22 protein-coding genes are annotated in these 26,517 nt (G+C 66.3%); 16 read left to right on the top strand and 6 right to left on the bottom strand.

The window, feature by feature from the left end; translation table 11 throughout:
* The first annotated feature begins 1 nt into the window (after position 1).
* The 8 genes from typA (at position 2) to RQP53_RS01295 (ending at position 10,943) form a co-directional block, all read left to right on the top strand.
* On the top strand, positions 2-1,834 hold the full coding sequence (gene typA, locus RQP53_RS01330) for a translational GTPase TypA (RefSeq protein WP_315648171.1): 1,833 nt from the start codon (positions 2-4) through the stop codon (positions 1,832-1,834).
* Positions 1,835-1,993: 159 nt separating this feature from the next.
* Positions 1,994-2,890 (top strand): DMT family transporter, encoded by an 897-nt coding sequence (locus RQP53_RS01325; RefSeq protein WP_315648170.1) that lies wholly within the window; start codon positions 1,994-1,996, stop codon positions 2,888-2,890.
* Between the two features lie 28 nt (positions 2,891-2,918).
* Positions 2,919-4,037 (top strand): enoyl-CoA hydratase/isomerase family protein, encoded by a 1,119-nt coding sequence (locus RQP53_RS01320; RefSeq protein WP_315648169.1) that lies wholly within the window; start codon positions 2,919-2,921, stop codon positions 4,035-4,037.
* A 110-nt stretch (positions 4,038-4,147) separates the two neighbouring features.
* Positions 4,148-5,815 (top strand): formate--tetrahydrofolate ligase, encoded by a 1,668-nt coding sequence (locus RQP53_RS01315; protein WP_315648168.1) that lies wholly within the window; start codon positions 4,148-4,150, stop codon positions 5,813-5,815.
* Between the two features lie 370 nt (positions 5,816-6,185).
* A complete protein-coding gene (locus tag RQP53_RS01310; RefSeq protein WP_315648167.1) occupies positions 6,186-8,489 on the top strand; it encodes a M14 family zinc carboxypeptidase in 2,304 nt (767 codons plus the stop codon).
* 139 nt (positions 8,490-8,628) lie between these two features.
* A complete protein-coding gene (locus tag RQP53_RS01305) occupies positions 8,629-9,000 on the top strand; it encodes a hypothetical protein (protein WP_315648166.1) in 372 nt (123 codons plus the stop codon).
* Between the two features lie 81 nt (positions 9,001-9,081).
* A complete protein-coding gene (locus tag RQP53_RS01300; protein WP_315648165.1) occupies positions 9,082-10,356 on the top strand; it encodes an MFS transporter in 1,275 nt (424 codons plus the stop codon).
* Positions 10,353-10,943, top strand: a complete 591-nt coding sequence (locus RQP53_RS01295) for a hypothetical protein (protein WP_315648164.1) — start codon at positions 10,353-10,355, stop codon at positions 10,941-10,943. The genes RQP53_RS01300 and RQP53_RS01295 overlap by 4 nt, the downstream gene beginning before the upstream one ends.
* A 16-nt stretch (positions 10,944-10,959) precedes the next feature.
* Here the strand turns inward: RQP53_RS01295 and RQP53_RS01290 are convergent, their stop codons facing one another.
* The 5 genes from RQP53_RS01290 to RQP53_RS01270 form a co-directional block, all read right to left on the bottom strand.
* Complete coding sequence (locus RQP53_RS01290; protein WP_315648163.1) at positions 10,960-12,210, bottom strand: hypothetical protein; 1,251 nt, start codon at positions 12,208-12,210, stop codon at positions 10,960-10,962.
* The gene (locus RQP53_RS01285) at positions 12,207-13,019 is read right to left on the bottom strand and encodes an outer membrane lipoprotein-sorting protein (protein ID WP_315648161.1); all 813 of its coding nucleotides are present in this window, start codon (positions 13,017-13,019) and stop codon (positions 12,207-12,209) included. Before RQP53_RS01285 ends, RQP53_RS01290 begins: the two co-directional genes overlap by 4 nt.
* 3 nt (positions 13,020-13,022) lie before the next feature.
* On the bottom strand, positions 13,023-15,617 hold the full coding sequence (locus RQP53_RS01280; RefSeq protein ID WP_315648160.1) for an RND transporter family protein: 2,595 nt from the start codon (positions 15,615-15,617) through the stop codon (positions 13,023-13,025).
* A 39-nt stretch (positions 15,618-15,656) separates the two neighbouring features.
* A complete protein-coding gene (locus RQP53_RS01275; RefSeq protein ID WP_315648159.1) occupies positions 15,657-16,838 on the bottom strand; it encodes an NAD(P)-binding domain-containing protein in 1,182 nt (393 codons plus the stop codon).
* 143 nt (positions 16,839-16,981) lie between these two features.
* Entirely contained in the window at positions 16,982-18,901 is a 1,920-nt protein-coding gene (locus RQP53_RS01270) for a sensor histidine kinase (RefSeq protein WP_315648158.1), read from the bottom strand.
* Here RQP53_RS01270 and RQP53_RS01265 point away from each other — a divergent pair.
* From RQP53_RS01265 to RQP53_RS01250, 4 genes are all read left to right on the top strand, one after another.
* Positions 18,900-19,556: a LuxR C-terminal-related transcriptional regulator gene (locus tag RQP53_RS01265; protein WP_315648157.1), complete on the top strand. Its 657-nt coding sequence runs from the start codon at positions 18,900-18,902 to the stop codon at positions 19,554-19,556. The genes RQP53_RS01270 and RQP53_RS01265 overlap by 2 nt on opposite strands.
* A 608-nt stretch (positions 19,557-20,164) precedes the next feature.
* Complete coding sequence (locus RQP53_RS01260) at positions 20,165-20,416, top strand: hypothetical protein (RefSeq protein WP_315648155.1); 252 nt, start codon at positions 20,165-20,167, stop codon at positions 20,414-20,416.
* Between the two features lie 72 nt (positions 20,417-20,488).
* Entirely contained in the window at positions 20,489-20,773 is a 285-nt protein-coding gene (locus RQP53_RS01255; RefSeq protein ID WP_315648153.1) for a hypothetical protein, read from the top strand.
* A complete protein-coding gene (locus RQP53_RS01250) occupies positions 20,770-21,237 on the top strand; it encodes a hypothetical protein (RefSeq protein WP_315648151.1) in 468 nt (155 codons plus the stop codon). The genes RQP53_RS01255 and RQP53_RS01250 overlap by 4 nt, the downstream gene beginning before the upstream one ends.
* Before the next feature lie 88 nt (positions 21,238-21,325).
* Here the strand turns inward: RQP53_RS01250 and RQP53_RS01245 are convergent, their stop codons facing one another.
* Complete coding sequence (locus RQP53_RS01245) at positions 21,326-21,565, bottom strand: hypothetical protein (protein WP_315648149.1); 240 nt, start codon at positions 21,563-21,565, stop codon at positions 21,326-21,328.
* 551 nt (positions 21,566-22,116) lie between these two features.
* On the opposite strand from RQP53_RS01245, the gene dusA reads away from it, so the two are divergent.
* The 4 genes from dusA to RQP53_RS01225 all read left to right on the top strand — a co-directional run bounded on the left by dusA (position 22,117) and on the right by RQP53_RS01225 (position 26,457).
* Complete coding sequence (gene dusA, locus RQP53_RS01240; protein ID WP_434064054.1) at positions 22,117-23,085, top strand: tRNA dihydrouridine(20/20a) synthase DusA; 969 nt, start codon at positions 22,117-22,119, stop codon at positions 23,083-23,085.
* 389 nt (positions 23,086-23,474) lie between these two features.
* Complete coding sequence (locus RQP53_RS01235; protein WP_315648146.1) at positions 23,475-24,476, top strand: MBL fold metallo-hydrolase; 1,002 nt, start codon at positions 23,475-23,477, stop codon at positions 24,474-24,476.
* A gap of 7 nt (positions 24,477-24,483) precedes the next feature.
* On the top strand, positions 24,484-25,044 hold the full coding sequence (locus RQP53_RS01230) for a methylated-DNA--[protein]-cysteine S-methyltransferase (protein WP_315648145.1): 561 nt from the start codon (positions 24,484-24,486) through the stop codon (positions 25,042-25,044).
* A 261-nt stretch (positions 25,045-25,305) separates the two neighbouring features.
* Positions 25,306-26,457 (top strand): cytochrome-c peroxidase, encoded by a 1,152-nt coding sequence (locus tag RQP53_RS01225; protein ID WP_315648143.1) that lies wholly within the window; start codon positions 25,306-25,308, stop codon positions 26,455-26,457.
* The last annotated feature ends 60 nt before the right edge of the window (positions 26,458-26,517 follow it).

Here is a 26,517-nt window from a genome sequence, read left to right as displayed (position 1 = left end):
TATGAGTACCCAAATCCGAAACATTGCCATCATTGCCCACGTGGACCATGGCAAGACCACCATGGTTGACCAGCTGCTGCGTCAGTCGGGCACCTTTGCCGACCACGAGAAGATCGTCGACACCGTGATGGACAACAACGCCATCGAACGCGAGCGCGGCATCACCATCCTGGCCAAAAACTGTGCGGTCAGCTGGGAAGGCACGCACATCAACATCGTCGACACCCCGGGCCACGCGGACTTCGGCGGTGAGGTCGAGCGCGCGCTGTCCATGGTCGACGGCGTGGTGCTGCTGATCGACGCCCAGGAAGGCCCGATGCCGCAGACCCGCTTCGTCACCAAGAAGGCGCTGGCGCTGGGTCTGAAGCCCATCGTCGTCGTCAACAAGGTCGACAAGCCCGGCGCCAAGCCCGATGCCGTGATCAACGCCGCCTTCGACCTGTTCGACAAGCTCGGCGCTACCGACGAGCAGCTGGACTTCCCGGTTGTCTACGCCTCTGGCATCAATGGCTGGACCTCGCTGGAAGAGGGTGCGCCGGGCGAGCAATGGGGTCCCGATATGTCGGCCCTGTTCAACACCGTGCTCAAGCATGTGCCGGCGCAATCGGGTGATCCGGATGCAGCGCTGCAGCTGCAAATCTCGGCGCTGGACTTCTCGACCTTCGTCGGCCGCATCGGCGTGGGCCGCATCAGCCAGGGCACGATCAAGCCCGGCATGAACGTGGCCGTGATGGAAGGCCCGGACGGCAAGACCGTCACCGGCCGCATCAACCAGGTGCTGACCTTCCAAGGCCTGGACCGCGTGCAAGTGACCGAAGCCGGCCCCGGCAATATCGTGCTGATCAACGGCATCGAGGACATCGGTATCGGCGTCACGGTGACCGACCCGCTGAACCCGGCTCCGCTGCCCATGCTGAAGGTGGACGAGCCGACGCTGACGATGAACTTCTGCGTCAACACCAGCCCGCTGGCCGGCCGTGAAGGCAAGTACGTCACCAGCCGTCAGATCTGGGACCGTCTGCAGAAAGAGCTGCAACACAACGTCGCGCTGCGCGTCAAGGAGACCGACGAAGACGGTATCTTTGAAGTCTGCGGCCGTGGTGAACTGCACCTGACCATCCTCTTGGAAAACATGCGCCGTGAAGGCTATGAGCTGGCCGTGTCCAAGCCGCGCGTGATGTTCAAGGACATCGACGGCGTCAAGTGCGAGCCGATGGAGCTGGTCACCGCCGACGTCGAGGAAACCCACCAGGGTGGCGTGATGCAGGCCCTGGGCCTGCGCAAGGGCGATCTGGTCAATATGGAGCCGGACGGCCATGGCCGTGTGCGCCTGGAATACCGCATCCCGGCCCGCGGCCTGATCGGCTTCTCCAACGAGTTCATGAACCTGACCCGTGGTTCGGGCCTGATCTCGTCGATCTTCGACGGCTACGAAGCCCACAAGGGCGAAATCGGCGGCCGCAAGAACGGCGTGCTGATCTCCATGGACGACGGCGAAATCTTCACCTATGCGCTGGGCAAGCTGGATGATCGCGGTCGCATGTTCGTGAAGCCGAACGATCCGGTCTATGAAGGCATGATCGTCGGCATCCACAGCCGCGACAACGACCTGGTCGTCAACGCCACGCGAACCAAGCAGCTGACCAACTTCCGCGTCTCGGGCAAGGAAGACGCCATCAAAATCACGCCGCCCATCGATCTGACGCTGGAGTACGGTGTCGACTTCATCGATGACGATGAGCTGGTCGAGATCACGCCCAAGAGCATCCGTCTGCGCAAGCGCCATCTGTCGGAGCATGAGCGCAAGCGGTTTGCGCGCGAGAATGCCGCCTAATTGTGGGCCCCTCGCCCAGCGGGTACGCTGGGCGGTCCCCCGAGGGGACGGCTTGCTCGCGCAAGCCATGGCGGGCCGGCTTGGGAGCGGCCCGGCGCTCGGCCCGAGATTCAGAGGCCCTGCCTACAAGATCTGATGCGCCCTTCGGGGCGCTTTTCTATGGCCATGACCCATCGCAAAGCTGTTGTTCTGATGCTGCTGGTCACGCTGATGTGGAGTTCCGCAGGCGTGGTGACGCGGCAGCTAGAGGCGGCGCGCAGCTTTGAGGTGACGTTCTGGCGCAGTGCGTTCAATGCCTTGTCGCTGCTCGCCGCCTTGCTCGTGCTGCGTGGCCCGGCGCTGTGGGGACAGGTCTTGCGCGCGCCGCGCAAGGTCTGGGCCTCGGGGTTGTGCTGGGCGGTGATGTACACCGCCTTCATGCTGGCGCTGACGATGACCAGCGTGGCCAATGTGCTCGTCACGATGGCGTTGGGGCCGCTGCTGACGGCCTTGTTCGCCCGGATCTTCCTTCATCACCGGCTGCCGGCACGGACCTGGCTCGCCATTGCCTTGGGCAGCGCGGGCATTGCTTGGATGTTTGCTCATGAGATGCAGGGCGGCCCGGGCAGCCTGGCCGGCATGGGCGTGGCGCTGGGCGTACCGCTGGCCGCGGCCTGCAACTGGACGCTGCTGCAGCACGACAGCCGCGCGGGCGGTGAACGCAGCGACATGCTGCTGGCCGTGTTGCTGGGCGCGCTGGTCTCCGCGCTGCTCACGCTGCCACTGGCTTGGCCCCTGCAGGCTTCGGCGCACGACGTCGGCTTGTTGGCCGGTCTGGGCCTGTTTCAGCTGGCGCTGCCCTGTTTGTTGGTGGTGCGGCTCAGCCAGGTGCTCAGTGGGCCGGAACTGGCGCTGCTGGGTCTGCTCGAAGTGCTGTTCGGTGTGCTGTGGGCCTGGCTGGGGGCTGGGGAAGCCCCGTCTACCGCGGCCCTCTCAGGTGGTGCTATGGTGCTGACCGCGCTCGTCGGCAATGAGTTGCTGGGCCTGCGTCGCAGCGGTGTCAGCCGTCGCGAGTAAATCAAACAAGAAGTTGGAGTAAGAAGGCATGACTGCCGCATTGATTCCGCCGCTGTGCGCCGAAGGACTGATTCAGGCCGAGGTGAACGGTTGTCTCGGACTGATCACCCTGAACCGCGCACAGGCCTTGAACGCGCTGTCGCTGCCGATGATTCGTGACATGACTGCCTTGCTGCAGGCCTGGGCGGCTCAACCCGCCGTGCAGGCCGTGGTGGTGCTGGGGGCTGGTCGTGAAGGCAAGCCGGCTGCCTTCTGCGCCGGCGGCGACATCCGATTCTTCCATCAGGCGGCACTGGCCGGCGACAGCGCGCTGGGTGATTTCTTCACCGAGGAATACGCGCTCAACCACCTGATCCACCACTACCCCAAGCCCTATATCGCGCTGATGGATGGCGTGGTGATGGGCGGCGGCATGGGCATCAGCCAGGGTGCCAAGCTGCGCGTGCTGACCGAGCACTCCAAGCTCGCGATGCCTGAGACCAATATTGGCTTGTTCCCCGATGTGGGCGGCGGCTGGTTCCTGTCGCAGTGCCCGGGCCATGTCGGCGAATGGCTGGCGCTGACCGGGCAGCCGATAGGCGCGGGCGATGCCATCGAACTGGCACTGGGCGATGTGTTCGTGCAGCAGTCGGCCATGAAGGCGATCATCGAGGCCTTCCGGCATGGCGAGCAAAGCAGTGCAGAGCATGTGGTCGCGACCGTGATGGAACATGCCGATCTGGCGCCGCCGGCCGATCACCTGGAACTGCGCTCCCGCATCGACCAGCATTTCCGCCATGTCAGCGTCACCGCCATCATGGCTTCGCTGGCGGCAGCCGACGATGAATGGTCGCGCCATACCCACGCCACGCTGCTGAAGCGCTCGCCGCTGATGATGGCGGTGACGCTCGAGCAGTTGCGCCGGGCTCGCGGCATGAGCCTGGCCGAAGATCTGCGCATGGAGCGCGATCTGGTTCATCACTGCTTCCACCTGCGCCCCGGTGCCGCCAGCGAAACGGTGGAAGGCATTCGCGCGCTGGCGGTCGACAAGGACCACAGCCCGCGCTGGAATCCGGCCCGCATCGAGGATGTCAGCGCCGAGCTGGTTCAGGCCTTTTTCAAGAGCCCCTGGGCGCCAGATCAGCACCCCTTGAAAGCCCTGGCATGACCTGACCCCCAGTGGGCCATGGCAGGCAGATAATCGCGGCAGGTCCTACCGGACCAGCCGCGTTTTTGTTTGTGCGCCCACCAGAAGAGGGCAGCCCACGAGGAGTCTGAATGCCGACCGATATCGAGATCGCCCAGGCGGCGACGCTGCGCAAGATCTTGCCCCTGGCCGCCGAGCGGCTTGGCATCCCCGAAGACGCCCTGGTCCCCTATGGGCACTACAAGGCCAAGATCAGCCTGCCCCATCTGCAGCAGCTCGCCGAACGCCCGCAGCAGGGCCATCTGGTGCTGGTCACTGCGATATCGCCAACGCCCCCTGGCGAAGGCAAGACGACGACGACGGTGGGACTGGGCGACGGCCTCAGCCATATCGGCAAGAAGGCGATGATCTGCCTGCGCGAACCCTCGCTGGGTCCCTGCTTCGGCATGAAGGGCGGGGCGGCCGGTGGCGGCTATGCCCAGGTGGTGCCGATGGAGGACATCAATCTGCACTTCACCGGCGACTTCCATGCGATCGCGCTGGCCAACAACCTGCTCGCCGCGCTGCTGGACAACCACATCCACCACGGCAATGCGCTGGGCCTCGACGTGCGCCGCATCAGCTGGCGCCGTGTTGTCGACATGAACGACCGCGCCCTGCGCCAGATCACCGTGGCACTGGGCGGGCCGGGCAATGGCTATCCACGCGAGGATGGTTTTGACATCGTCGTCGCGTCCGAGGTGATGGCCATTCTTTGCCTGGCCGACTCGCTGGCCGATCTGAAGCAGCGGCTGGGCAATATCGTGGTCGGCTACACCGCTGACAAGCGGGCCATCACTGCCCGCGATCTGAAGGCTGATGGCGCGATGGCGGCGCTGCTGAAGGATGCGATGTCGCCGAACCTCGTGCAGACGCTGGAAGGCACGCCGGCCTTTGTCCACGGCGGGCCCTTTGCCAATATTGCCCACGGCTGCAACAGCCTGATGGCGACGCGTGCCGCGTTGAAGCTGGCTGACTATGTGGTCACCGAGGCCGGCTTTGGCGCTGATCTGGGCGCCGAGAAGTTCATCGATATCAAATGCCGCAAGGGCGGCTTGAAACCCGCCTGTGCCGTCATCGTGGCCACCGTGCGGGCGCTCAAGCATCACGGCGGTGGCGCTGCCCAGCCAGCACTGCAGGCGCTGCAGTCCGGCCTCGCGAATCTGCGCCGCCATATCGAGAACGTGCAAGAGCACTACGGCCTGCCGGCCATCGTGTCCATCAATCGCTTCGACAGCGACAGCGCCGAGGAAATAGCGTTGATCGAGGCCTGCTGCACCGACTTGGGGGTGCGCTGCGTGCTGGCCAGCCACTGGGCCGAGGGCGGTGCCGGTGCAGCCGCGCTGGCCGAGGCTGTCGTTCAGCAGTGCGAGAACGCTCCCGGCACGCCGCGCTTTCTGTATGACGATGCCGAGCCATTGGAAGCCAAGATCAGCGCCGTGGCGCGCAAGATCTACCGTGCCGATTCTGTGGCCTTCGAGCCGCGCGCGGCGCAGCAGCTGAAGGACTTGAATGCTCAGGGCTGGGGTCATCTGCCGGTCTGCATCGCCAAGACGCAGTACTCGTTCAGCAGCGACGCCAGCCTGCTCGGCGCGCCCATCGGCCATGTGCTGCGGGTGCGCGAGCTGCGCCTCAATGCCGGCGCCGGCTTTGTGACGGCAATCTGCGGCGACATCATGACCATGCCGGGGCTGCCCAAGGTGCCGGCGGCCGAACGGATAGGCCTGGACGATCAGGGCCGCATCCACGGCCTGTTCTGAACGCTGTTGCAGCCACACACTCGCCAGCGCGGCCAACAAGCTTGATACTTCGCCGTCGCCACGGCGCTTGCGCCGAGTGCGACGGCCGGCCTCGACAGAGGCCACGTCGAAGCCAGAACAACAGATCAAGGTAGCGTCGGCGCCCGCAGCGGCGTGCGGACCAGGGGAACTTGCCGGGATGCCTCCCGGTGCCTCGCCTCAAGGCGTGGCCCGTGCGGCATCTTTCATGAACCTGGGCCGCCCTCGCCGCGTGGATGCGAATGGGCGTGCGGCCCGCGAGCGGGCCGCAGTGCAGCGGCCGGCCCCGCTGCAGTTCCGGGTGGTGTCGGAGGTGCCGGATATGCGGCTTGCTCATGCTCGGGAGATCGAGTTGAAGCAAGCACATTTTTCTCAAGCACTGATGGCCAGTGCGCTGGCCGTCTTGTTGCAAGGCGCAGTGCCGGTCGCTTCGGCGCAGACGGCGCCGCCAGCCGTCGGCAACGCGACCATCGCCGGTCGCGAGTCGGCGCCGCGTCAAACGATGCGCGCCCATTTCGACGACATTCGCAAGGCCCGGGCGATTGCCCACAGCCGCTTCGAAACACTGGCCTCGCCCTACGAGCTCGGCTATCTGATCGTGCAGGTGAACGATGCCGAGGCGCGTGAGTTGCGTGCCATGGGTTTCCGGCTGGAAGTCGATGCCCACTGGGAAAGCCAGCAATTGGAACAGGCCAGGATGGAGAGCGGCGAGCGGCGGCGGCTCAGCGAGGCGCGTGGGGACTTGCAGGCGCTGGCCGGCATACCCAGCTACAGCTGCTACCCGACCGTCGAAGAGGTATTCAGCGCCGCCCAGGCCATGGTGACGGCCAAGCCGCAGCTGGCCAGCTGGATCGACATTGGCGACTCCTGGGAAAAGAGCCGCGGCAGCGGTGGCTATGACCTGCGTGTGCTCAAGCTCAGCAACAGCGCCATCACCGGCGCCAAGCCCAAGCTCTTTGTCAACGCCGGCATCCATGCGCGCGAGTACGCGACCACGCCGCTGGTGCTGGAATTCGCCCGCAAGCTGTTCAACGGCTATGGCGTCGATGCCGATGCGACCTGGATCCTAGATCACCACGAGATCCACCTGCTGCTGGCCACCAACCCGGATGGTCGCAAGAAGGCCGAGACCGGCCTCCTGTGGCGCAAGAACACCAACACCGCCTACTGCGGCGCTACGAGCAACAGCCGAGGTGCCGACCTGAATCGCAACTTCGGCTTCGGCTGGAACAGCACCGGTGGCAGCGGCTCCAGCGGCAACAGCTGTGACGAGACCTACCGCGGCGCCAGCGCCGCCTCCGAGCCCGAGACCCGTGCGGTCGAGGCCTATATCCGCTCGCTGTGGACCGACCGTCGCGGCCCCAATCGCACCGACCCCGCACCGCTCGATACCAGCGGCATCCATCTGGACATCCACAGCCACGGCCGCTTGCTGCTCTGGCCCTGGGGCACGAACGGCAGCGTGGCCGGCAACGACAAGCAGCTGGCCACGCTGGGCCGCAAGTTCGCCTACTTCAATGGCCATACGCCCGAACGCTCGCTGGACCTCTATGAGACCGACGGCACCAGCGATGGCCCGAGCTATGGCGAGCTCGGGGTGGCGGCCTTCACCTTCGAGCTGGGCACGGCCTTCTTCGAACAGTGCAGCTATTACACGAACACGCTGCTGCCGGGCAATATGCCGGCCCTGATGTATGCGGCCAAGGTGGTACGCACGCCATACCAGACGCCGGCAGGGCCGGACGTGACGCAGCTGAGCCTGTCTGCTGCCAAGGTCACGGCCGGTACGCCGGTGACCTTGAATGCGCAGCTCGACGACACCCGCTACAGACAGAGCAATGGTGCCGAGCCGACCCAGAACATTGCCGCGGCCGAAGCCTATGTCGACACGCCACCGTGGCTGGCCGGCGCCACGGCGATCGCCCTGGCGGCTACCGATGGCAGCTTCAACAGCAGTGCCGAAGCGGTGCGCGGCCAGCTCGATACCAGCGGCTGGAGCAATGGTCGGCACATCGTCTATGTGCGCGGCCGCGACGCCGCCGGCAACTGGGGCGCCTTCAGTGCGGTTTTCCTGGAGATCGGCAGTGGCGGAGGCCTGCCGCCGCAGGCCGCCTTTGACTGGACCGTCAATGGCCTTGCCGTGCAGTTCAATGATCGCAGCACCGACGATGGCAGCATCGTCGGCCGGCAATGGCAGTTCGGTGACGGCAGCAGTGGCAACGGTACACCCGCCAGCCACAGCTACGCCGCTGCCGGCAGCTACACGGTGCAGCTGACGGTGACCGACAACGACGGGCAGAGCGCCAGCACCTCGAAGCTGCTGCAACTCAGCGACGACGGCGTGCCCGTGCTGGCCAAGGGTCAGGTCTTGACGGGACTCGCCGGTGCCCGGGCCAGCTGGCGCTACTGGAAGGTCGCGGTGCCGGCCGGCACGAGCAGCCTGACGGTGGCCACCAGCGGCGGCAGCGGCGATCTGGACCTCTTCACCCGCTCCGGCGCGCAGCCGACCAGCAGCAGCTACAGCTGCCGCAAGCAAGGCTCGACCAATGCCGAGACCTGCACGATTGCCAATCCGCCCTCAGGCTGGTTGTACATCGGCGTCTATGGCTACGCGGCCTATAGCAACGCTCAGCTGACTGTGAATTACACGCCCTGATTTGTTGCACAATCGCGCCCCCGCCCGTGCCGGACATGGGCGGGGGCGTTTTTGTTTTGAGCCGCAAGCAGCCGAGGAGTCTGGTTTGTCCCGAAGCAGTACCGAACGCGTGGTCAGCCGCGCCGCAGAGTTTTTTGTCATGAGTCAGCTGATCCGCCAGGGCCATGAGGTCGTGCCCTGTCTGGGCGGCATGCAGGGGGCGGAGCTGATGCTCAAGAGCGCCAGCGGGCGCCGCTATGAGTTGATTGTTCGCGGTGTGGCTGACAGCGGCCGCTGGCTGGTCAACAGCGAGGACGAGAGTGCACGCGAGGACGCGGTCTACGTGCTCCTGAACTACAAGCGCTTCGCTGAGGCGCGCAGCTATCCCATCGTCTATGTGCTGCCGGCGCCGGCGCTGCAGCCCTTGAAGGAGCCGCACGGCAAGAGCCGCCAGGCGCTGAACTTTGCCGGCAAGAAGAGCCGGGTGGCCGAGCTCGACCGCTGGGCTGAGGCCTGGTCGGTGATCCAGTAGCCACGCGCGCTCGTGCTACGCTGCGCCGACAAGAGGAGCTCGCCGAACATCCCACTCGGGCGACCGCTGACGGAGGCAGGATTGATCAAGAAGATGCGGGCCCGGGCGACGGCCCTGGGTCGACCGATGCAGGGGCTGATGGCCAGCGAGGTGGCCACCGTGCTGGCGCTGATGGTCGGCTATGTGGCCGTGCCCTGGTGGGTGGCCCAGCATGGCGGCGGGCAAGACCTGGCCCTCAATGGCGTTGTCGTCGCCATTGCGTCCTTTCTGCTGATGCCGCTCTTGTCGCCGCTGGGCGATCGCTGGCCGAAGCAGCGCTTGATGATGGCTTCGCTGATGGTGCTTTCACTGGGCGCCTGCGGCTATGCGCTGATGATCCAGCTTGATGCCTACCGGCTGGCGCTGGTGATGGCCTTGGGCGTGCTCGGCGCCGCCGCTTCCGGCGTGCTGATGCCGGCGACGATGAGCATCGCCGCCGAGCTGGTGCCAGCCGCGCAGCTGCCCGAGGCGCTCAGCCTGCAGCGCAGTGCGCAGTCGCTGGGCCGGGTGCTGGGCCCGGCGCTGGGCGGTGCGCTGGTCAGCCTGGGAACCGGCGTGGCGCTGTGGGCGCAGTGCGGCTTGTTGCTGGGTGCGGCCTGGGCGGTGCGTTCCATTCCCGCGGCCAGCGGCCATGCCGACGGCCCGGCGCGTGGCCCCTGGCGGCGCGAACTGGCGCAGGGCCTTCGGGCGGCCTGGGCGGTGCCGGTCGAGCGCGGCTGGACGCTGGTGGGGCTGATCGGCACGGTGTTCCTCCTGCCTGGTTTTTCGATGCTGGTGCCGCTGAAGCTGCAGTCGCTGGGTCTGTCCAGCGGCTGGCTGGGCGCGGCTGAGACCGGACTGGCGCTGGGCATGCTCAGCGGTGCCTTGGGCGGCAATCTCTGGGTCGCCAAATGGCTGGGCCGATTCCAGACACGGTTTTTGTCGACGGTGATTCAGGGCCTGGGTCTGGCGCTGGCCGGTTGGACCGCTCAGGGCGTGGTGATCGTGCTGGCACTGTTTGTCGTGGGCTTCGCGAACTCCTGCGGCGTGCTGGTTGGACAGACGCACCGGATGCTGGCCATTCCGGCGCACTTCCGTTCGCGGCTGAATGCGGTCAGCATGATGTCCTTGCAAATCGCCAGCGCGCTGGGGCCGGCCTTGGCCGGCATCGGTCTGGCCCGGGCGTCGGTCGATGCGGTCTATATCGGCCTGGGTCTGGCCGGCTCGGTGAGTGCGCTGGGGCTCTTGTTGGTGCCGGGCTTGCGCGAGATGCTCGCGCTGGATCACGAGGAGGTGAAGGAATGGTACGCAAAGCAGCATCCGCACCTGTTTGCTTGAGCCCGCGCCATGGCCTGGCGGCGGTGCTGATCGCAGCCTTGCTGTCGGCCTGTGCGGCAAACCAGCCGCCTGCTGCGGCGCCTCAGGCCGCTGGCGCCGCCGCCAGCGCGCCCAGCGCGCCCAGCGCTGGCCACGCAGCCACGGCAGGGCCGGCTGTCAAGCGCGATGCCGGCAGCCGCATCGGCGAGGCGGCAACGTCGCCGCTGTCCGATTTGAACCTGGTCGGCGAGAAGCTACCTGAGTTGCTGCAGGAGGCGCGCCGCCACCCCTATGCGCCGCCCAGCGATGGCAGCTGCGCCGGGCTGCAGCTGAGCATCCAGGTCTTGGACGATCTGCTCGGCCCCGATCTGGACAGCCCCGAGGTGCAGGGCGAGCGTGACCTGCTGGAGCGCGGCGGCGATGCACTGGGCGATGCGGCAATCAGCGGCCTGCGCGGCGCGGCCGAGGGCATTCTGCCGTTTCGCGGCTGGCTGCGCCGGCTCAGCGGCGCCGACAAGCGCGACCGCGAAATCGCCAGCGCCCTGCGTGCCGGCTGGGTGCGGCGTGGCTATCTGCGTGGTTTGGCCGCAGCGCAGCGCTGCCCGTGAGCGCTACGCAGAAGAATCAGCGCCGCCATTGCAAGGCGAGGCTCAGCCTGTCCTGGCGCGCATAGCTGCCCCAGAAGCTGGCCGGCGGCCCGCCGATGCTGGTGGCGCTGAGTTCGAGTTGCAGGCCCTCGCCGAGCTGGCGCGTCAGGCTCATGCGGGCAAAGTGCTCGCTGGCCGTGCCACCCTGGCGCGGCCGCCAGTTGGCCTCCAGCGCCCATTGCCAGCGTGACTGCTCGCCGGGCTTGTACTGCAGCCGCGTCATCAGGCTGTTGGCAAACACACGACGAAAGTCCCACCAACCCGCGGGCGCGTCGCGGCGCTCACCAATGAGCCGTTCGCCCTGCAGCTGAAGCAGCAGGTAGAGGCTGTCGTCGGCAGCGAAAGGGGCAAAGCGCTCGTGGTCGATGCTGATCACCCATTGGGCAAAGCGTTGGCTGCGTTGATGGTTCAGCAGGGCGGCCTCGGCGCGCAGCAGCGAGCCGCTCCACAACGGCCGGGTCAGACCCAGGCTCAGCGCGTCCATACCGTCTTGGCGCGGTTGCAGCAGCCAGCCCCTGCCGTCCGCCGCTGCTGCCAGGCTGGCCATTGGTGCGTAAGACTGGCCGTGAAAGGCGACCAGGCTGAACTCCTGCTCATCCAGCCGGGCGCTCCAGCGCAGGGCCGTGGTCCAGCGCGAGTTGCCGGCGTCGACCGGGGCTTGGCTCAAGCCGGGCGGCAGTGGCTGCGCCCACACGCCTGCCGGGAGTTCGGACGGGGCGGCACGGGGCGCCAGCACCCATTCAAGGCTGCTGTCGCCGCTGTCCTGGCGCAGGCTGAATGCCGTTCGCGCCAGCTTCTGAGGCCGGCTCAGGTCGCGCCAATCACGGGCGTTCAGCAGGTCACTGGGCGAGACGGTGTCCGTGATGGCCCATTCAAAGCGTTGGCGGCCCAGGCGCCAGCTCCAGCGGCCTTGCTGATGGGCCAGATAGGCCTCACCGACGCTCGCTTGGTCGCCGGCATCGCTGTGCCGCGCCTCGGCTTGCAGGCGCAACCGCCAGGTCTCATGCCCAGCGGCGCGCTTGAGGCTGAGCCCGGCCTGCGCGCTGGCCAGCTGCTCTTGGCCCGCGTCAGCGTGCAGGGCAGGTCCAAAGCGCAGCTGCAGCAGCGAGTCGGTCTCCAGTTCCGTCTCGTTGGTGAGGTCTGCCTCGGCGAAGGCCTGGCCGGCCATTAGCAACAGGCACAGCGTCAGCAGCCAAGGCTTGGGGCCAGCGAATGCTCCGCAGCTCATGGCTCCACCATGCCGGCCGGGCTGAACAGACGCTCGGGCAGGGCAGCGCCGAACTGGCGCTGCTCGATCTCGAACACGCTGCGCCGCGCCTCCTTGTGGTTATCAACAATGACCCGTCCGGCGCGCCAACGGCCGCTGGGCTCGAGCTTGATCTCCTCCTGGCGCTGGGTCTTCAACAAGCTGCCCTCGGCATCGAAGTACAGGATCTCGGTGACGGCCAGGCTGCCCGCGCTGACGGTGATGCGCCGTTTGGCATAGGCGCTGGACGTGCCTTCACGTGGCGTGGCCTCGATCTGCCAGGCCTCTGGGCTGCTCTTGAGCAGCTTGTACTGGAAGCCGGCGATGGCCTCGCCGAGCAGCTGGCGGTTGTCTTCAAAGCTCAGGTCGGTGCCGCCGAAATAGCGGTTCTCGCGATCGGCCGAGATGCGCCGCGCCTGTGGCCAGGACGGCATGCGCAACCACATCTGGCTGGGCTCGGCGCTGCTGTCGCGGCTGATCAGCAGGGCCAGGCCGCGGTCTTCCTGCGGCGCCTTGAAGCGGATCAGCACCCGCTCGCCGTGCGCTTGAAAGCGAGTCCAGCGGCTCAGCTGCTTGAGCTCGGCGGCTTGCTTGGGGCGCTCCATGCGCAGCTTGATGCTTTCCTGCTCGGTGCCGCCGCCCAGGCGGTAGCGCGCCCAAGCCTCCTGGATCAGGCTGCTGGCGTCGGGCTCCGCAGCCTGGCTTGTGGGGGCGGCGAAAGTGAGCGTGAAGGCGAGGGCCGTGGCCGTGGTGAGGAAGTGCCGACGGCGGGCGAGATAGGGCGTCTTCATGGCTCAGAGCTTTTCGGTGGCCAGGGTGGTGGCGGTAGCGGTGGTGCTGGTTTGCGCATCGGCTGCAGCGAAGCTGCTGTCGGTCGGAGCCGGCAGTTCGCGCGCGACGGGCACCGGGCGCGGCCGCGGCGGGCGCACACAGCTGCGCAGCACGCCGGTCATCAGCACCAGCGCGCCGAAGGCACAGGCGGCCAGCATCACGATCATCAAGAGGCCCAGGCGCTGAATGGGCAGAAAGGGCGAGAGCATCAGGAAGCTGAAGCAGATGGCATTGAGCTTGGCGTCGATCAGCGTCACCCGGCCGCGCTCATGCAACGCCTGGTGGAGCGCCTCGTCGGGGCTGGCGTCGCGCTGCAGCGCTTGCATGAAGTCGTCCACCACATAGATGTCGAAGTCGATCGCGGCATTGATGCCCAGCGCCGTGGCGCAGGCGGTGGCCTGGTCCAGCGGGATGGCCAGCAAGGCCATCAGCACGACGATCAGCGCATAGGCGAACAGAAAGGGCAGGCTGATGGCCAGCGCCGTCCACAACGGGTGCAGCCGGGCGCGCGGCGGCGCCTTGGCACGGCGGCGGTTGTGCCAGCACAGCCAGCCGGCGCAGATGACGATGACCAGCGGGAAGGAGCTCAGCACATTGAGCGGCTTGCCCTGGCTGATGTACTCGTCGGTCTGGTGATAGGTGTGCAGGCGGCCGAAGGGCAGCACACGCAGATCGGGGAAATCTTCGGCGGCGACGCGCATCGTCGCGTCAGCGAATTCACGCAGGCTGCGCGAGTTGTCGGCGGCGTGGGCGGCGTAGATCACAAAGCCGTCCTTGGACCAGAAATTGTCGGCCAGTCGTGGGCCATCGAGATCCCAGCGCATCAGCTGCAGCAGCTCGTGGGCCTGCTGGCGGGTGGCTGGCAAGGGCTGGCCGACATCGGGGCTGCGCGCGGACACCTGGCTCAGCTTGTCGATGATGGAACGCACCGGCATCGCGCCCGGCAGGGCGGCCACACGCTGCTGAAAAGCCTGGACGCGGGCGATGAATGCCGGGTCCTCGCTGGCCGCCAGTTCATGCCCTTCGCTGCGCGGCAGCACCAGATAGCTCAGCCGCGCAAAGCCGGCGCCACCGGGCTGGTTCAAGAGCGCGCGGCCGCGATCAACGATGGTGTGGGGCAGGTAGTCGATCGGCCGCTCCTGCACCAGAATCCATTTGTCGCGCTGGCTGAGGTCGTGCACGACAACGATCAAGGCGGCCGTGAGCGCGCTGGCGGTGATGGCCAGCGAAACGCCCAGGCTGCGGCGCGGGCTCATCGCCAGCAGCTGGCGGCAGGCCTGCTGTGGCAGCCAGTCGATCAGGCGCTTATAGCGCTCGAACCAGGGTGCCAGGCGCGAGTGCCTGGCATCGCTGGGCAGGCCGCCGATGCAGATGTGCAGGGCCGGCAGCAAGGTGACGACCAGCACGCGCTGGATGACGATGCCCAGCGCCGACAGCACGCCGACCTCCAGAATGCCGCGAATGCCAATCTGCGGCAGCGTGGCGAAGTTCAGGACGGCAATCGCCGCCACCACATTGAGCTTGACGGCAATCGGGGCGGTCAGCCGCCACAGCGTGGCGCGATCGAGCTCGGGATGTTCGGCCCAGACATCGTTGAAGGCCTCGAAGGCGCGAACATTGAAGGAGATGCCGGAGACGATCAGCGCCGACAGCACGAGCAGGAAGTACACCCGCTCATAGACCGGCTGACCGTAGAAGCTCAGGCCCAGATCGGCCAGCAGCGGGATGCTGCCGCGCACCAGCACAAAGGAGACGAAGATCACGCCGGTGACCTGCAACGCCTGCCGCCAGGAGCCCAGCGAGAACACCGCGGCCAGCGTGGCGATCAAAAGGCCGGTGGTCGAATAAAACATCACGTCGGAGATCAGCGCGTAATGCATCAGGCCGCGCGCCACAGACCAGCCGCCCAGGCTGACATTGGCATAGGCCTTGGCCGGTTTGATATCGCCCTTGTAGAGCAGCCATTCCAGCTGCGAAATCGGGCGCTGCTCCAGGTATTGAGCGACGCGGTCGACGATTCCTTGCTCGCTGTAGTCCTCGGGCAGGAAGACGAAGATCTGCGCGTAGTCGAACTCGCGGCCGATCAGCGTGCCGTAGATGCTGGCGTCGTCCTTGACGGCCTGCTTCCAGCGCGCCAAGGTGAAGTCGCTGCGCAGCTGGCCGTCGCCGCTGAACAGGCTCTTGCCGAGGTAGGGGCTGCTCTGCAGCTGGCCGTCCTGCACGCGGTAGTCGACCGCATTGCTGGACAGGCTCCAGACCGTGGCTTCGGGAAACAGGGCGCGAACCTCCTCGCTCATGCGCACGATCTGCGCCATGCCGGCGCCATCGATGCCGCCGGGGAAGGCGAGCACAAAGGACAGGGTGTCGCCTTTGTTGATGCTCTTGATGCTGGCGGCATCGCGTTGCCACTGGTCGTAGCGATTGCTGTGATCCAGCAGGGCGTCCTGGACGATGCCGGCGCTGGGCACGCGCAGGTTCAGGAGCGCAAACCAGGCGGTGATGAGCAGGGCCAGCACGCAGATCGCGCGTGCGGCGTTGTGGCTGAGTGATCGATTCATGGGACTTCTCGGGGGATGTCTGCGCAGGGCGGGGCGCGGTCAGAAACTGCTGTTCGAGCTGCTGCTGCCTTGGCCCAGCAAGGCCGGTTGCTTCGGCAACTCGGGCCGCTGCTGTTTCAGGTCAAAGCTGTGTACCGGGCGACCGAAGCAATGCGGTGCCGGCAGGCCGATCTGCAGCGAGGCAAAGGCCTCGCGCACCAGCGCGGTGTTGCGCTCGTCAACGACGAACCAGTCGCGCGTCAGTGCCACTGGGCTGTGTTCGCGATAGATCGCGTGATACAGCGCCATCGCTTCGGCAAAGCAGCCGAACACCGTGCCGCGCGAGAGCTGCAGCTTGCTCCAGCTCAGCGGCCCGGCCACATAGCGCAGCAGCGGCGAATGGCCGTTGCCGGCGTCCTGGCGCAGCACGGCGCTGCGGCAGCGGGCGTAGGTCGGCGCGTCCAGATTGGCCGGCTCGGCAACGTCGACGACGAGCAGCTTGCGCTGTGCGCGGCGCAGCCATTGCACTTGCTCCAGCGTCAGCTTGGCCTCGGCGCTGTGGGTGCAGGCGACGACCATGTCGAAATGGCCGGCCTCACGCAGCTCGTGGCAGACCTTCATGCCAGTCTCGGCGGCAAAGTCGTTCAGCAGCTTGGGCGTGCTGCCGAAGCCGACGACCTCATGGCCGGCCTTCATCAGATGGCGCGAGACCGCCGAGCCGAGGATGCCGTAGGGGCCGATCACCAGGATGCGCGGGCGCAGGCGCTTCAGGCCGCTTTGTTCGATGGCGCGGTCGATGTCCGCGCAGAGCAGCTGCGCCGTGCCGTTGTCACCGATGGTGAAGACCAGCTTGGGAAACAGCGCCTTCAGCTCGGCACCATCGCGGCCGAACAGCCGTTTGGTCGAAGCCGCCAGCAAGACGACTCGAGCGCCTTGCGCCTCGGCCCACTTGACCGCCTCGATGAAGACCAGCTTGGCCTTCTTGCGGCCCTCCCGGCTGACCATCTCCTCGGCGGTGAAGTTGATGCCGCGCACCTGCGCCGCCACGCCGCCCAGATGCATGCGTGGGCCGCTGGCATGTTGCATGCGGTTGGCCGAGGCGCTGAAGAAGCGGCGGCGCTCGGCCTCGTCGCGGATATTGGTGACGAAGACGACGTCCAGACGCGGCTTGTCGGTCAAGAGGCGCAGCGCGCGGCGAACATCGCAGACGGCCAGGAGAGCACGCCAGAGGGTTGCGAGCATGGGGCAGATTCCTTCGCTGGAGCCGGCGAACCGGCCCATGGGTTGAACTGCTTCGCATGCTAGGAATCGGCGCCGATTCGGCCGATACGGTAAGCACCGTAGTTGGCGTGGCGGCCCCCGCAGGCGCGGGGGCGGTTCGCGAACTAGTTCACAACTGGAGAGTTGCTTGGAATGAAGACCGCGAAGCAGCTGCCGCGATTCAGCTCTGAGCGCACGCTGAAGCGAAAGCCGCCTTGCTCGCACAGCGACTTGACGATGAACAGCCCCAGGCCAAAGCCCTGGCTGGCCGCCTGCTCGCCCTGGCGGAAGGGCTGCATCAGCGTTTGCAGCTGCGTGGGCAGCAGGCCCGGGCCGGTGTCCAGCACCTGCAGCTCGATGCCGCCAGCGCGCCGCCTTGCACCCAGCAAGACCTGACCCCGCCCGCCATGGCTGGGCGTGTAGCGCAGCGCATTGCTGAGCAGGTTGTTGAGGATGCGGGCCAGGATCAGCGCCGAGCCGTCGACGCTGGCGCCGCAGCGCGCCACGCGCAGCCGCAGGCCGCGGGCCTCGGCCTGCGCGCGGTGCTCGGCCGCCAGCTGCTCGAACAGCGCGCCGAGGGGCACGCGTTCCGGCTGCGCCGGCAGCGTATCGCGGGTTTCGCTGATGATGTCTTTCAGCAGCGTCTCGGCATAGCTCAGCGTGCGATCCAGGTGCAGCGCAATCGGCTGGGCCGCGCCCCCGGGGGCGCTGCTGGCCTTCAGCGCCGTGATGGCAAAACGCAGCGAGGCCAGCGGCTGCGAGATGTCGTGGCTGGCGCTGGCCAGCTGCAGGCTTTGCTGCTGCGCCTGCTCCAGCGCGGCGCGGCGTTCGGCCTCTGCACGCAGCAACTCTTCGGTCTCGGCCAGCCGGCGCACGCGGGCCTCGGCCAGCTGCTCCTGATGCTGGCGCACCCGGTTGATCAGCGCTGCGGAGAAGAAGCCGGCCTCCAGCAGCAGGGCGAACTTTGGGTAGTGGAAGAAATTGATCGCCGGGAAGGGGTTGAGGCCGATCACGCCCAGCAGGAAGAGCAGGAAGCCAAAGACGATCAGCGCGCTGGCACCAAGCAGATAGAGCGGGGCGCCGGGCACGCGGTCCAGTGCGGCGCGCCAGCCGGTGCTGAGTGCCAGCGCCGAATAGGCCAGCGTCCACAGCACCAGCGCGCCGGCCATGCTTTCATGGCCCCATTGCAGCAGGTTCAGGGCCAGCAGCACGAGGCCCAGTTGATGGGCGCGGTAGAGGCGCGGATAGCGCTGGCGAAGCTGCAGAAAGGTGACCGCGAACAGCGCATGAAACGCCATCACCAGCGTGGTGAATGCGGGCGGGGCGGCCGCGTTCCAGCGCGGCGCGTCGGGCCAGAAAAAGGCAAAGCCATAGCCCTCGGCCTGCACCAGGATCAGCAGCTCGCTGAGCAGCAGCGCGGCATAGGCGATGTAGGCGCTGGAACCGCCAACATAGCGATAGACCATCACCACGCCGAACAGCGTCAACATGATGCCGGTGATGGCGCCATTGATCACATCGTCGGCCGTGCCATCGGCTTCCATCGCGGCGCGGCTCAGCCATTGCGGTTGCAGTCGGCCCTGACCCTGGATGCGGTAGTGCAGCTCGATCGCTTGCGCGCCTGGGGGCAAAGCCAGCGGCAGGTAGAGGCGCGGGCTGGCGACCGGTCGGTCGCGGTAGTGCGATTGCTCGTCCAGCTCGGGCAGCGCCTGGCGGTGGCCGGCGGCGTCAATCAACCAACCGCGCAGCTCGAAGGCGTCGGGCACCCCGAGGCTGAGCAGGCCGTTGACGGTGTCCGCCCCGGCGCTGCCGCGCACCTGCAGCCGGATCAGCAACCGATGCGGCGTCGCGTTGGCGGTGAAGGGCTTGAGCAGCGGGGGGGCGACGCTGTCTTCGCTGCAGCCGCGCAGGCTCAGCCGTTCGAGCTCGGCGCTGATCTCGCACGCCGGGGTGTTGGTAGCCAGCGGCGCCTGCGCCATGGCCATCGGGCCCAGCCCATAAAATGCCAGCAGCGCCGGCAGCAGCCGGCCCAGCAGTTTCACCATGGCAGTCCACACACCCACAAGCACGGCCCCGATCAAGGTTCTTCTCGCCGATGATCACCTGATCTTTCGCGAGGGGCTGAAGCTGCTCTTGCAGGCCAGCCTGCCCGAGCTGCAGATTGTTGCCGAGACTGATGGCCTGACCGAGCTGAAAAGCCTGGTGCAAAGCCTGCAGCCCGAGCTCTTGCTGCTGGACTACCACATGCCTGGCGGCGATACCGCCGCGCTGCTGGGCTATTTCCGCCAGCGCTATCCAGAGCTGAAGATCGTCATGCTGACCGGCGCGCAGTCGCCGCTGCTCTTGCGCCAGCTGGTTGATCTGGGCGCCGATGCGGTGCTGCTCAAGCAGGGCAGCGGCGAGGAATTGCTGGCCAGCCTGCGCATGGTGCTGGCGGGCGGCAAGGTGGTCACCGAGGCGGTGCAGCAGCGCATCGAGCAGGCCTCGCTGGCCTTGACGCCACGCGAGCTGCAGGTGATGAAGCTGATCTACGACGGCCTGTCCAATAGCGAGATCGCCGTGAACCTCAGCCTTTCGCCCAAGACGGTGGACAAGCACCGCGAGAACCTGATGCGCAAGATGGAGGTCAACAACGTCACGCAGCTGGTCAAGAAGGTCTACGCGCTGAAGCTGCTGGAGACGGAATCGCCGGCGCCGTGACGGGCTGCCGCGCGGTGGCAGATCTTCCTTTGGGATAATCCGTCGGTGCAAGAAACGACAACGACCCCGAACCCCTGGCGCCTCTCGGTCGCGCCCATGCTCGACTGGACGGCAAAGCTAGGAAATACGGGGCCTAGCGGGGAGCTGTGTGTAACTGGTGTGTAGTTGGCCGTGCGCTTGCGATGCCCTACACATGGCCCGTGTGCCCTGCCCGTAGTCGGTCCAACGCAGTTCTGGACTGCCAGGGCGTGACCGGCAAATCGGGGTAGGGCGGGTCTACCGGCGTTCGCCAGCGGGGCCCCGTACCTACCCCCGACCAATCGGGCGAACAGCGCCCAGGCGCGTGCCTGGCGTGCCGGTGACCTTGCCTCGTGTTGCTAGGTCAAGCGTCTGCATCTTTCTGCTCGCTAACATTGACAACACTCCCCCTGCTACCGGGCAATTGCATGCGACGTCTACTCCCAGCTTTGCTTTCGTTCGTTCCGCTCTACTTTGGCCTACCAGCCGTCAGTGCAGCAGCGGGAGAAACGAAACCCATCCGTTTGGTCTGCAAGTATTCCCACACCATCGATGACCAAGGGAAGCGGAGTGCGACGAGTGGTGAGGCGTTGTTTACCGTCCTGCGGCTTGGGGACTCAAAAATCGCGGTGCAAAAGCAGGGGCTCGGCGCCCAGTTTACGGGCACCATGACGGAAGCGGAGCTGTCGGCTGATGTGAGTTACGAGATCGGCAATAGTCGGTATGCAGAGTCGCTGACCATCAATAGATTCACCGGAGAGTTGCAAACCACCATCCGCGTGGGCAAAGGTGGTTTGATTCACTTCGGCACATGTGGACCAGCAACGCAGCCGATCTTCTAGGCTCGCCAAGCACGATGTGAGGCCCAGCCCCTTACAGAAGCGGATCGAGTACTCGCGCCAGGGAGGCGATTCATGAGGCTACTAATTTGCATGGGCTTGGCGCTCACGCTGTCGGGCTGCGGCGGCAGTTCGGACGGCGGGATCAAGGGCGCGAAGGGCGACACCCCTGTTCGCTACGTCATCTGCGGTCAAGGCGTGACGAACTGCTTTGTCGGCGCTCGCTTCAAAGACATGGGCAGTTGCCAAAGTCACAAGGACTGGGCAGACATGCTCTGCGATAGCAAGTCCACGCCGGGCGCTATGGTCTGCCGCAAGGACACGGGGCCACAGATCGGCATCGCTTACTGCACGCTATGACAAGCATCGGCGACAGCAAGATCGTCTTCCGACAAGAGGAAGCGGCCATGCATCAGCTTGACCGGGCCATCGCGCTTTTCATCAACGAGCGCGACTACCTCTGCGCCCTGACTTTGGCTGGCGCAGCAGACGGAATCCTGGGTGAGATGCTAAAGACAGCCGGGCATCCAACGGCACTCGATGACCACGTTGCACAGATTCGCGCCGCAGAGCCGCAAGGAGCGTCCGAAAAGCAACTCAAGGACGAAGTTTTCAACTTCACCCGGAACCTGCTAAAGCACAAGATGAAGGACCGCAAGGTGTCCGATCAAGCGGAGTTCTCGGTGCCGCTTGAGACGCAAGCGATCTACATGATTACGCGGGCCATCGGCAACTCAGTGAAGTTGCGTCACGAGTTCATTGGCAATCGGCTGTTGTTCGCCGAGTGGGTCTACAAGCATCGCCCGGACTTGATCGGCGACTGACCTAACCGCCCGCCGCAGCCAGCGCATACCGCACCGCCTGGGCCACCTCCGGGGGCAGCGAGCCGCTACCGACAGCCGAGCGCAGTGCCTAGATCAACACCTGGGCACCGGCGACCTGGGCGGCCTGCGTGGCGAAGACGGCGCGGGCTGCATCGCATTCACCGTCCGGGTGGGCGACGTACACGCGGGCCATCAGTGCGCCGCGATCCTTGGGGCTGTTGGGCGTGGTCAACACAAAGGCCGAGTCCTTGCCTGTGTGCCACACCGAGGACTGCACCCACCATGGGCCGGTGCGCGGGGCGGTGGTAGTGGTCTGGTCGTCGCTCATCACTTGAACTCCAAGCTCATGCGCAGCGCCTCGCGGGCGGCCTCCTCAGCTTCGGGATACTGGCCAGTGCGACGGTCTTCAGGGCAGCTTCCCGAGCGCGGGCCAGCGACGGCGCGGCGGTGAGCAGGCCAGCCACCGCACACAGGAACCCAGCGCGGGAACCCCTGGGGTCACGCTCCACTCGACAAACGGCTATTGGCCACGGCATACGAACGTTGGTATTCAGTGGGGCCACTTGATTGCAGTGAATCCGCAGCTTGGAGCCGTCTTCGATCGACTGGATGGTCGGTTGGCGAAACTCGTTTCAGCGGGCAGGGATGAGCTTCATCTTTAGTTCTTCGCGAGCGGCCGGCGTGGGCTCAGTTGCTGGGCAAGCAGTTCGGCGCGCGCCTGCTGTTCGTTTATGGCGCTCGCTGCTTTCGATTGGTGTTTGATCAGTTGGAGACGGAATGCCACCGCCGTGATGCCTTGCCTGGTGTTCGCTTTTGGGGCTCAGAGATAATCGGCGGGTGCAAGAAACGCTGAACCCCTGGCGCCTCTCGGTCGCGCCCATGTTGGACTGGACCGATCGGCATTGCCGCTACTTCCACCGCCTGCTGACGCGCCAGACGCGCCTCTACACCGAGATGGTCACCACCGGTGCGCTGCTGCATGGCGATCAGCCGCGGCATCTGGACTTCAATGCTGAGGAGCACCCGGTGGCGCTGCAGCTGGGCGGCTCCGAGCCTGCCGACCTGGCAGCCTGTGCCAAGCTGGCCGAGCGCTGGGGTTATGACGAGGTCAATCTGAACTGCGGCTGCCCGAGCGAACGGGTGCAGCGCGGTGCCTTCGGCGCCTGCCTGATGGCCGAGCCGGGCCTGGTGGCCGATGGCGTCAAGGCGATGCGTGATGCCTGCGGCATTCCGGTGACGGTCAAGCACCGCATTGGCATCGACCGCATCGAGAGCTATGACTTCGTCCGCGATTTCGTCGGCCAGATCGCCGAGGCGGGATGCGAGGTCTTCATCGTTCATGCCCGCAATGCTTGGCTGCAGGGCCTGTCGCCCAAGGAAAACCGCGAGGTGCCGCCGCTGCGCTATGAGCTGGTGCACCAGCTCAAGCGTGAGTTCCCGGCGCTGACCATCGTGCTGAACGGCGGCATCAAGAGCGACGATGAGATCGCCGAGCAGCTGCAGCATGTCGATGGCGTGATGGTCGGCCGTCAGGCCTATCACGAGCCTTGGCAGATGGCCGGCTGGGATCAGCGCTTCTATGGGCAGAACGGCCCGGCTGAGAGTCGTGAGGCGGTCGAGGCTGCCTGGATGGACTATCTGGAACGCGTGCAGGCTCAGGGCCGTGGCTGGCCGCAGGCGATGCGCCATGCGCTGGGGCTGTGGAATGGCGCGGCCGGCGCCCGACGCTGGCGCCAGGTGTGGTCCGACCACAAGCTGAAGACGCTGCCGCCGCGCGAGGTGCAGGCCCAGGCCACGGCCGCGCGGCTGGGCGTGCAAGCCCATCTGGAGCAAGCGCGCGCCGCCTGAGGCCTTGAAGGGCGGTATGGCATAGCTCAGGCATGGCGGCCGGCACTGGCTGCGTTTGCGGGCGCCCGGCATGCTTGGGAAGGCCTGCATAAGTCGGCGTGGGCCGTGGCAAGCACCAGCCGGGGCCTGCCTAGGCGCGAGCCGCAGCTCAGGCTGGTGGCCTGCGCAAGGCTCGCAACACCGGCAGGGCGTGGCTGGTGCTTGCCCTGCGGGTTGAGAGAAAAGGGGCCCCCACGGGCGTTGCGCTGCTCGGCTGTCGGGCCACCAGCCCGACCTTCGCAGCGCGCCGTAAATCATTGCTGTAGGGCCGCCCCTTTGCTCTCAACCACGGCCCACGCCGACTTATGCAGACCTTCCCTAGGCCATTGATTCCAATGAGGAGCAGGGCCATGCGCATCATTGCTGCTCTGTTCGTGCTGCTGTTCGCCATGCTGCCATCAGGCCTAGGTGCGCAAACGATGGCACTGGCACCGGGCCTGTTCTGGCTGCCCGGCCACCATGCGCCGGGGGCTCAGCCTGACGGCAATAGCGTGCTGCTGCGTGGCGCCAGTGGCTGGGTGATCGTTGATAGCGGCCGGCATGCCGTGCACACGCAGGCGCTGCTGGACTTCATCAGCACAGGCGATGAGCATGGCGAGCAGCCGCTCTTCATCATCAACAGCCACTGGCATCTGGACCACTTGGGCGGCAATGCCTTGTTGCGCCGCGCGCGCCCTGGGCTGCAAGCCTATGCCAGTGCAGCGCTTGGCAAAGCGCTGCAGGGCTGGCTGGCTGACTACCAGCGGCAGCTCGAAGGCCTGCTGGCGAGCGGCGATCTCGACCCGGTCAGCCGCGCCAGCGCGGACATTGATCTGGCTTTGCTGCAGCAGGCTCAGGCCTTGCGGCCGGACCACCTCATCGAGGGCGGTCCGCAGCCGCTGACACTGGCCGGGCGGCGCTTGCGCGTTGGCGTGCTGGGCACGGCGGTCAGTGGCGGCGATGTCTGGGTGCTTGATCTCGAGACGAACACCTTGATCAGCGGGGATCTGCTGACGCTGCCGGTTCCGTTCCTTGATACCGCCTGCCCGGAGGGGTGGCTGAGGGCGCTGGACGCACTGGCTGAAGAGCGGTTCGAGCGTGTCATCCCCGGCCATGGCCCGGTGCTGGCGCGGGTGGACTTCGATCGCTACCGGGCAGCCTATGCTGGTTTGCTGCGCTGTGCTGCGAGTGAGTCGACGGCTGCGCAGTGTGGCGAGGCCTGGTTGTCCGCCCTGGGGCCGTTGGTGGCTGCCGAAGAGCAGCCGCGGGCGCGGCAGATGCTCGCCTACTATCTCGAGCACAGTCTGCGAAGTGAAAAGCAGCGGCTTCGCTTTTGCGCGCCTGAATCTGCCGGCTTGCCTGAACGACACTGAAACCGCGATGAGTATCGAGACGCTGCACTTTCACTGCTTTGACACCGCGCTTGGCTGCTGCGCCATCGCCTGGACGCCCCTTGGTGTGGTCGGGTCGCAGCTGCCAGAGGATTCGCCAGAGGCGACCCGGCAGCGGATGCTGGCGCGATTCCCGGGAGCCTGCGAGACGGCCGACTTGCCCGCCGCGATGGGCGCAGCAGTGGCGGGCATCCAGGCGCTGCTGAGCGGCGAGTTGCGTGATCTGCTGGAAATCCCCCTCGATGAACGCCGGGTGCCGCCGTTCAATCGCCGCGTTCATGCGCTGACGCGGCAGATCCCCGTCGGCCAGACGCGCAGCTACGGTGAACTGGCCGTGGCGCTGGGCGTGCCTGGCGCGGCGCGAGCGGTCGGTCAGGCCGAAGGGGCCAACCCGTTTGCGCCCATCGTGCCTTGCCATCGGGTGATGGGCAGTGGCGGCGCGGCGGTTGGGTTCTCGGCCCATGGCGGGGTCGAAACCAAGCGCCGGCTGCTGGCCATTGAGGCCCGCGCCTGCGGGCAATTGGCGGGGGAGCAGGGCGCGCTGTTTTGAATCGCGCGGGCCACTGAAGCCGCTTGCGCGGCGACGTCGCCGGGGGGCCTTGCGCGGGCGGAAGCGCGCTTGCGCCAAAAAATATTGCGCTGCATCAACTACAGGCGCTTGTCGGATGGAATATGTAGATGCGAATCGTTATCATTGGCATATTCGATAACGAGTTCTTCCATGTTCCCCAGTCTGGTTCCCGCACGGGCGGCAGGTGGCGCCCGCAGCGCTAGCTTTGCCTTTTCTACAGCCACTTCTATTGCCGCTTCCATGGCCTTGCTGCTCGCCCTGAGCGCTTGCGGCGGCGGCGGTGCCAGCAATGCAGTGCCCACGCCGGATCTGAGCGCGCAGGCAGCGCTGGGCGAGAAGGTGTTCAAGGACGTCAGTCTGTCGGCCTCCGGCGCGCAGGCCTGCATCAGCTGCCATGCGCCGGCCACCGGCCATGCCGGCGCCAACAGCCTGTCGGCCCAGTTGGGCGGTGCCGGGCTGGATCAGCAGGGCGGGCGTTCCAGCCCAGGCATCCGCTATCTGGCCAGCAATACCCCCTTTCATTTCAACAAGGAAGGCACGCCCACCGGCGGCTTCTTCTGGGACGGACGCGCCGCTTCCTTGCAGGACCAGGCCACCAAACCCTTCTTCAATCCCAAGGAAATGGCCAATGCCAGCGCCGCAGACCTGGTGGCGCGTCTGGCCAAGGCGCCTTACGCGGCCGAGTTCAAGGCCATGTTCGGGGCCGACATCCTGAACCAGCCCGAGCAGGCCGTGCAGCGCCTGGGTCTGCTCTTGCAGGCCTATCAGCTGCAAGACGGCGAGTTCCGCGCCTACAGCAGCAAATACGATGCCTTCCTGCGCGGCGAAACCGCCCTGAACGCGCAGGAACTGCGCGGCTTGGCGCTGTTCAATGCCAAGGACAAGGGCAACTGCGCCGCCTGCCACCCCTCGGCCAAGGGGACTGATGGCAGCTTCCCGCTGTTCACCGATTTCACCTACGACGCGCTGGGCGTGCCGCGCAACCCCAAGCTGCAGCAGAACGCCGATGCCGGCTTCTTCGATCTGGGCCTGTGCGCGCGTGATGGCGGCGATTTGGCCGCGCGCAGCGATCTGTGCGGCAAGTTCAAGGTGCCCTCGCTGCGCAACGTGGCGCTGCGCCAGGTGTTCTTCCACAACGGCCGCTTCGACTCACTGCGCGAGGTGCTGAGCTTCTACGTCAGCCGCGACACTGATCCCGAGCGCTGGTACAGCCGCAATGCCGATGGCAGCGTCAACAAGTTCGACGATCTGCCCGAGGCCTTCAAGGCCAATGTCAACGTCACGGAAGGCCCCTACAACCGCGTGCCCGGCCAGGCGCCGGCGCTCAGCGAGGCCGAGATCGACGATGTGCTGGCCTTCCTGGCCACGCTCAGCGATGGCTATCGCCGCTGAGGCGCCCGCATCGCAGCCTTCCTCTTCATTGGCACGGCCGGCACGACGCCGCTCATCAGC

This window comes from Roseateles aquae, assembly GCF_032337115.1.
GTDB lineage: Bacteria > Pseudomonadota > Gammaproteobacteria > Burkholderiales > Burkholderiaceae_C > Roseateles_C > Roseateles_C aquae.
Note: the sequence above shows the minus strand (reverse complement) of the source record. Positions and strands in the feature narration are given on the sequence as shown.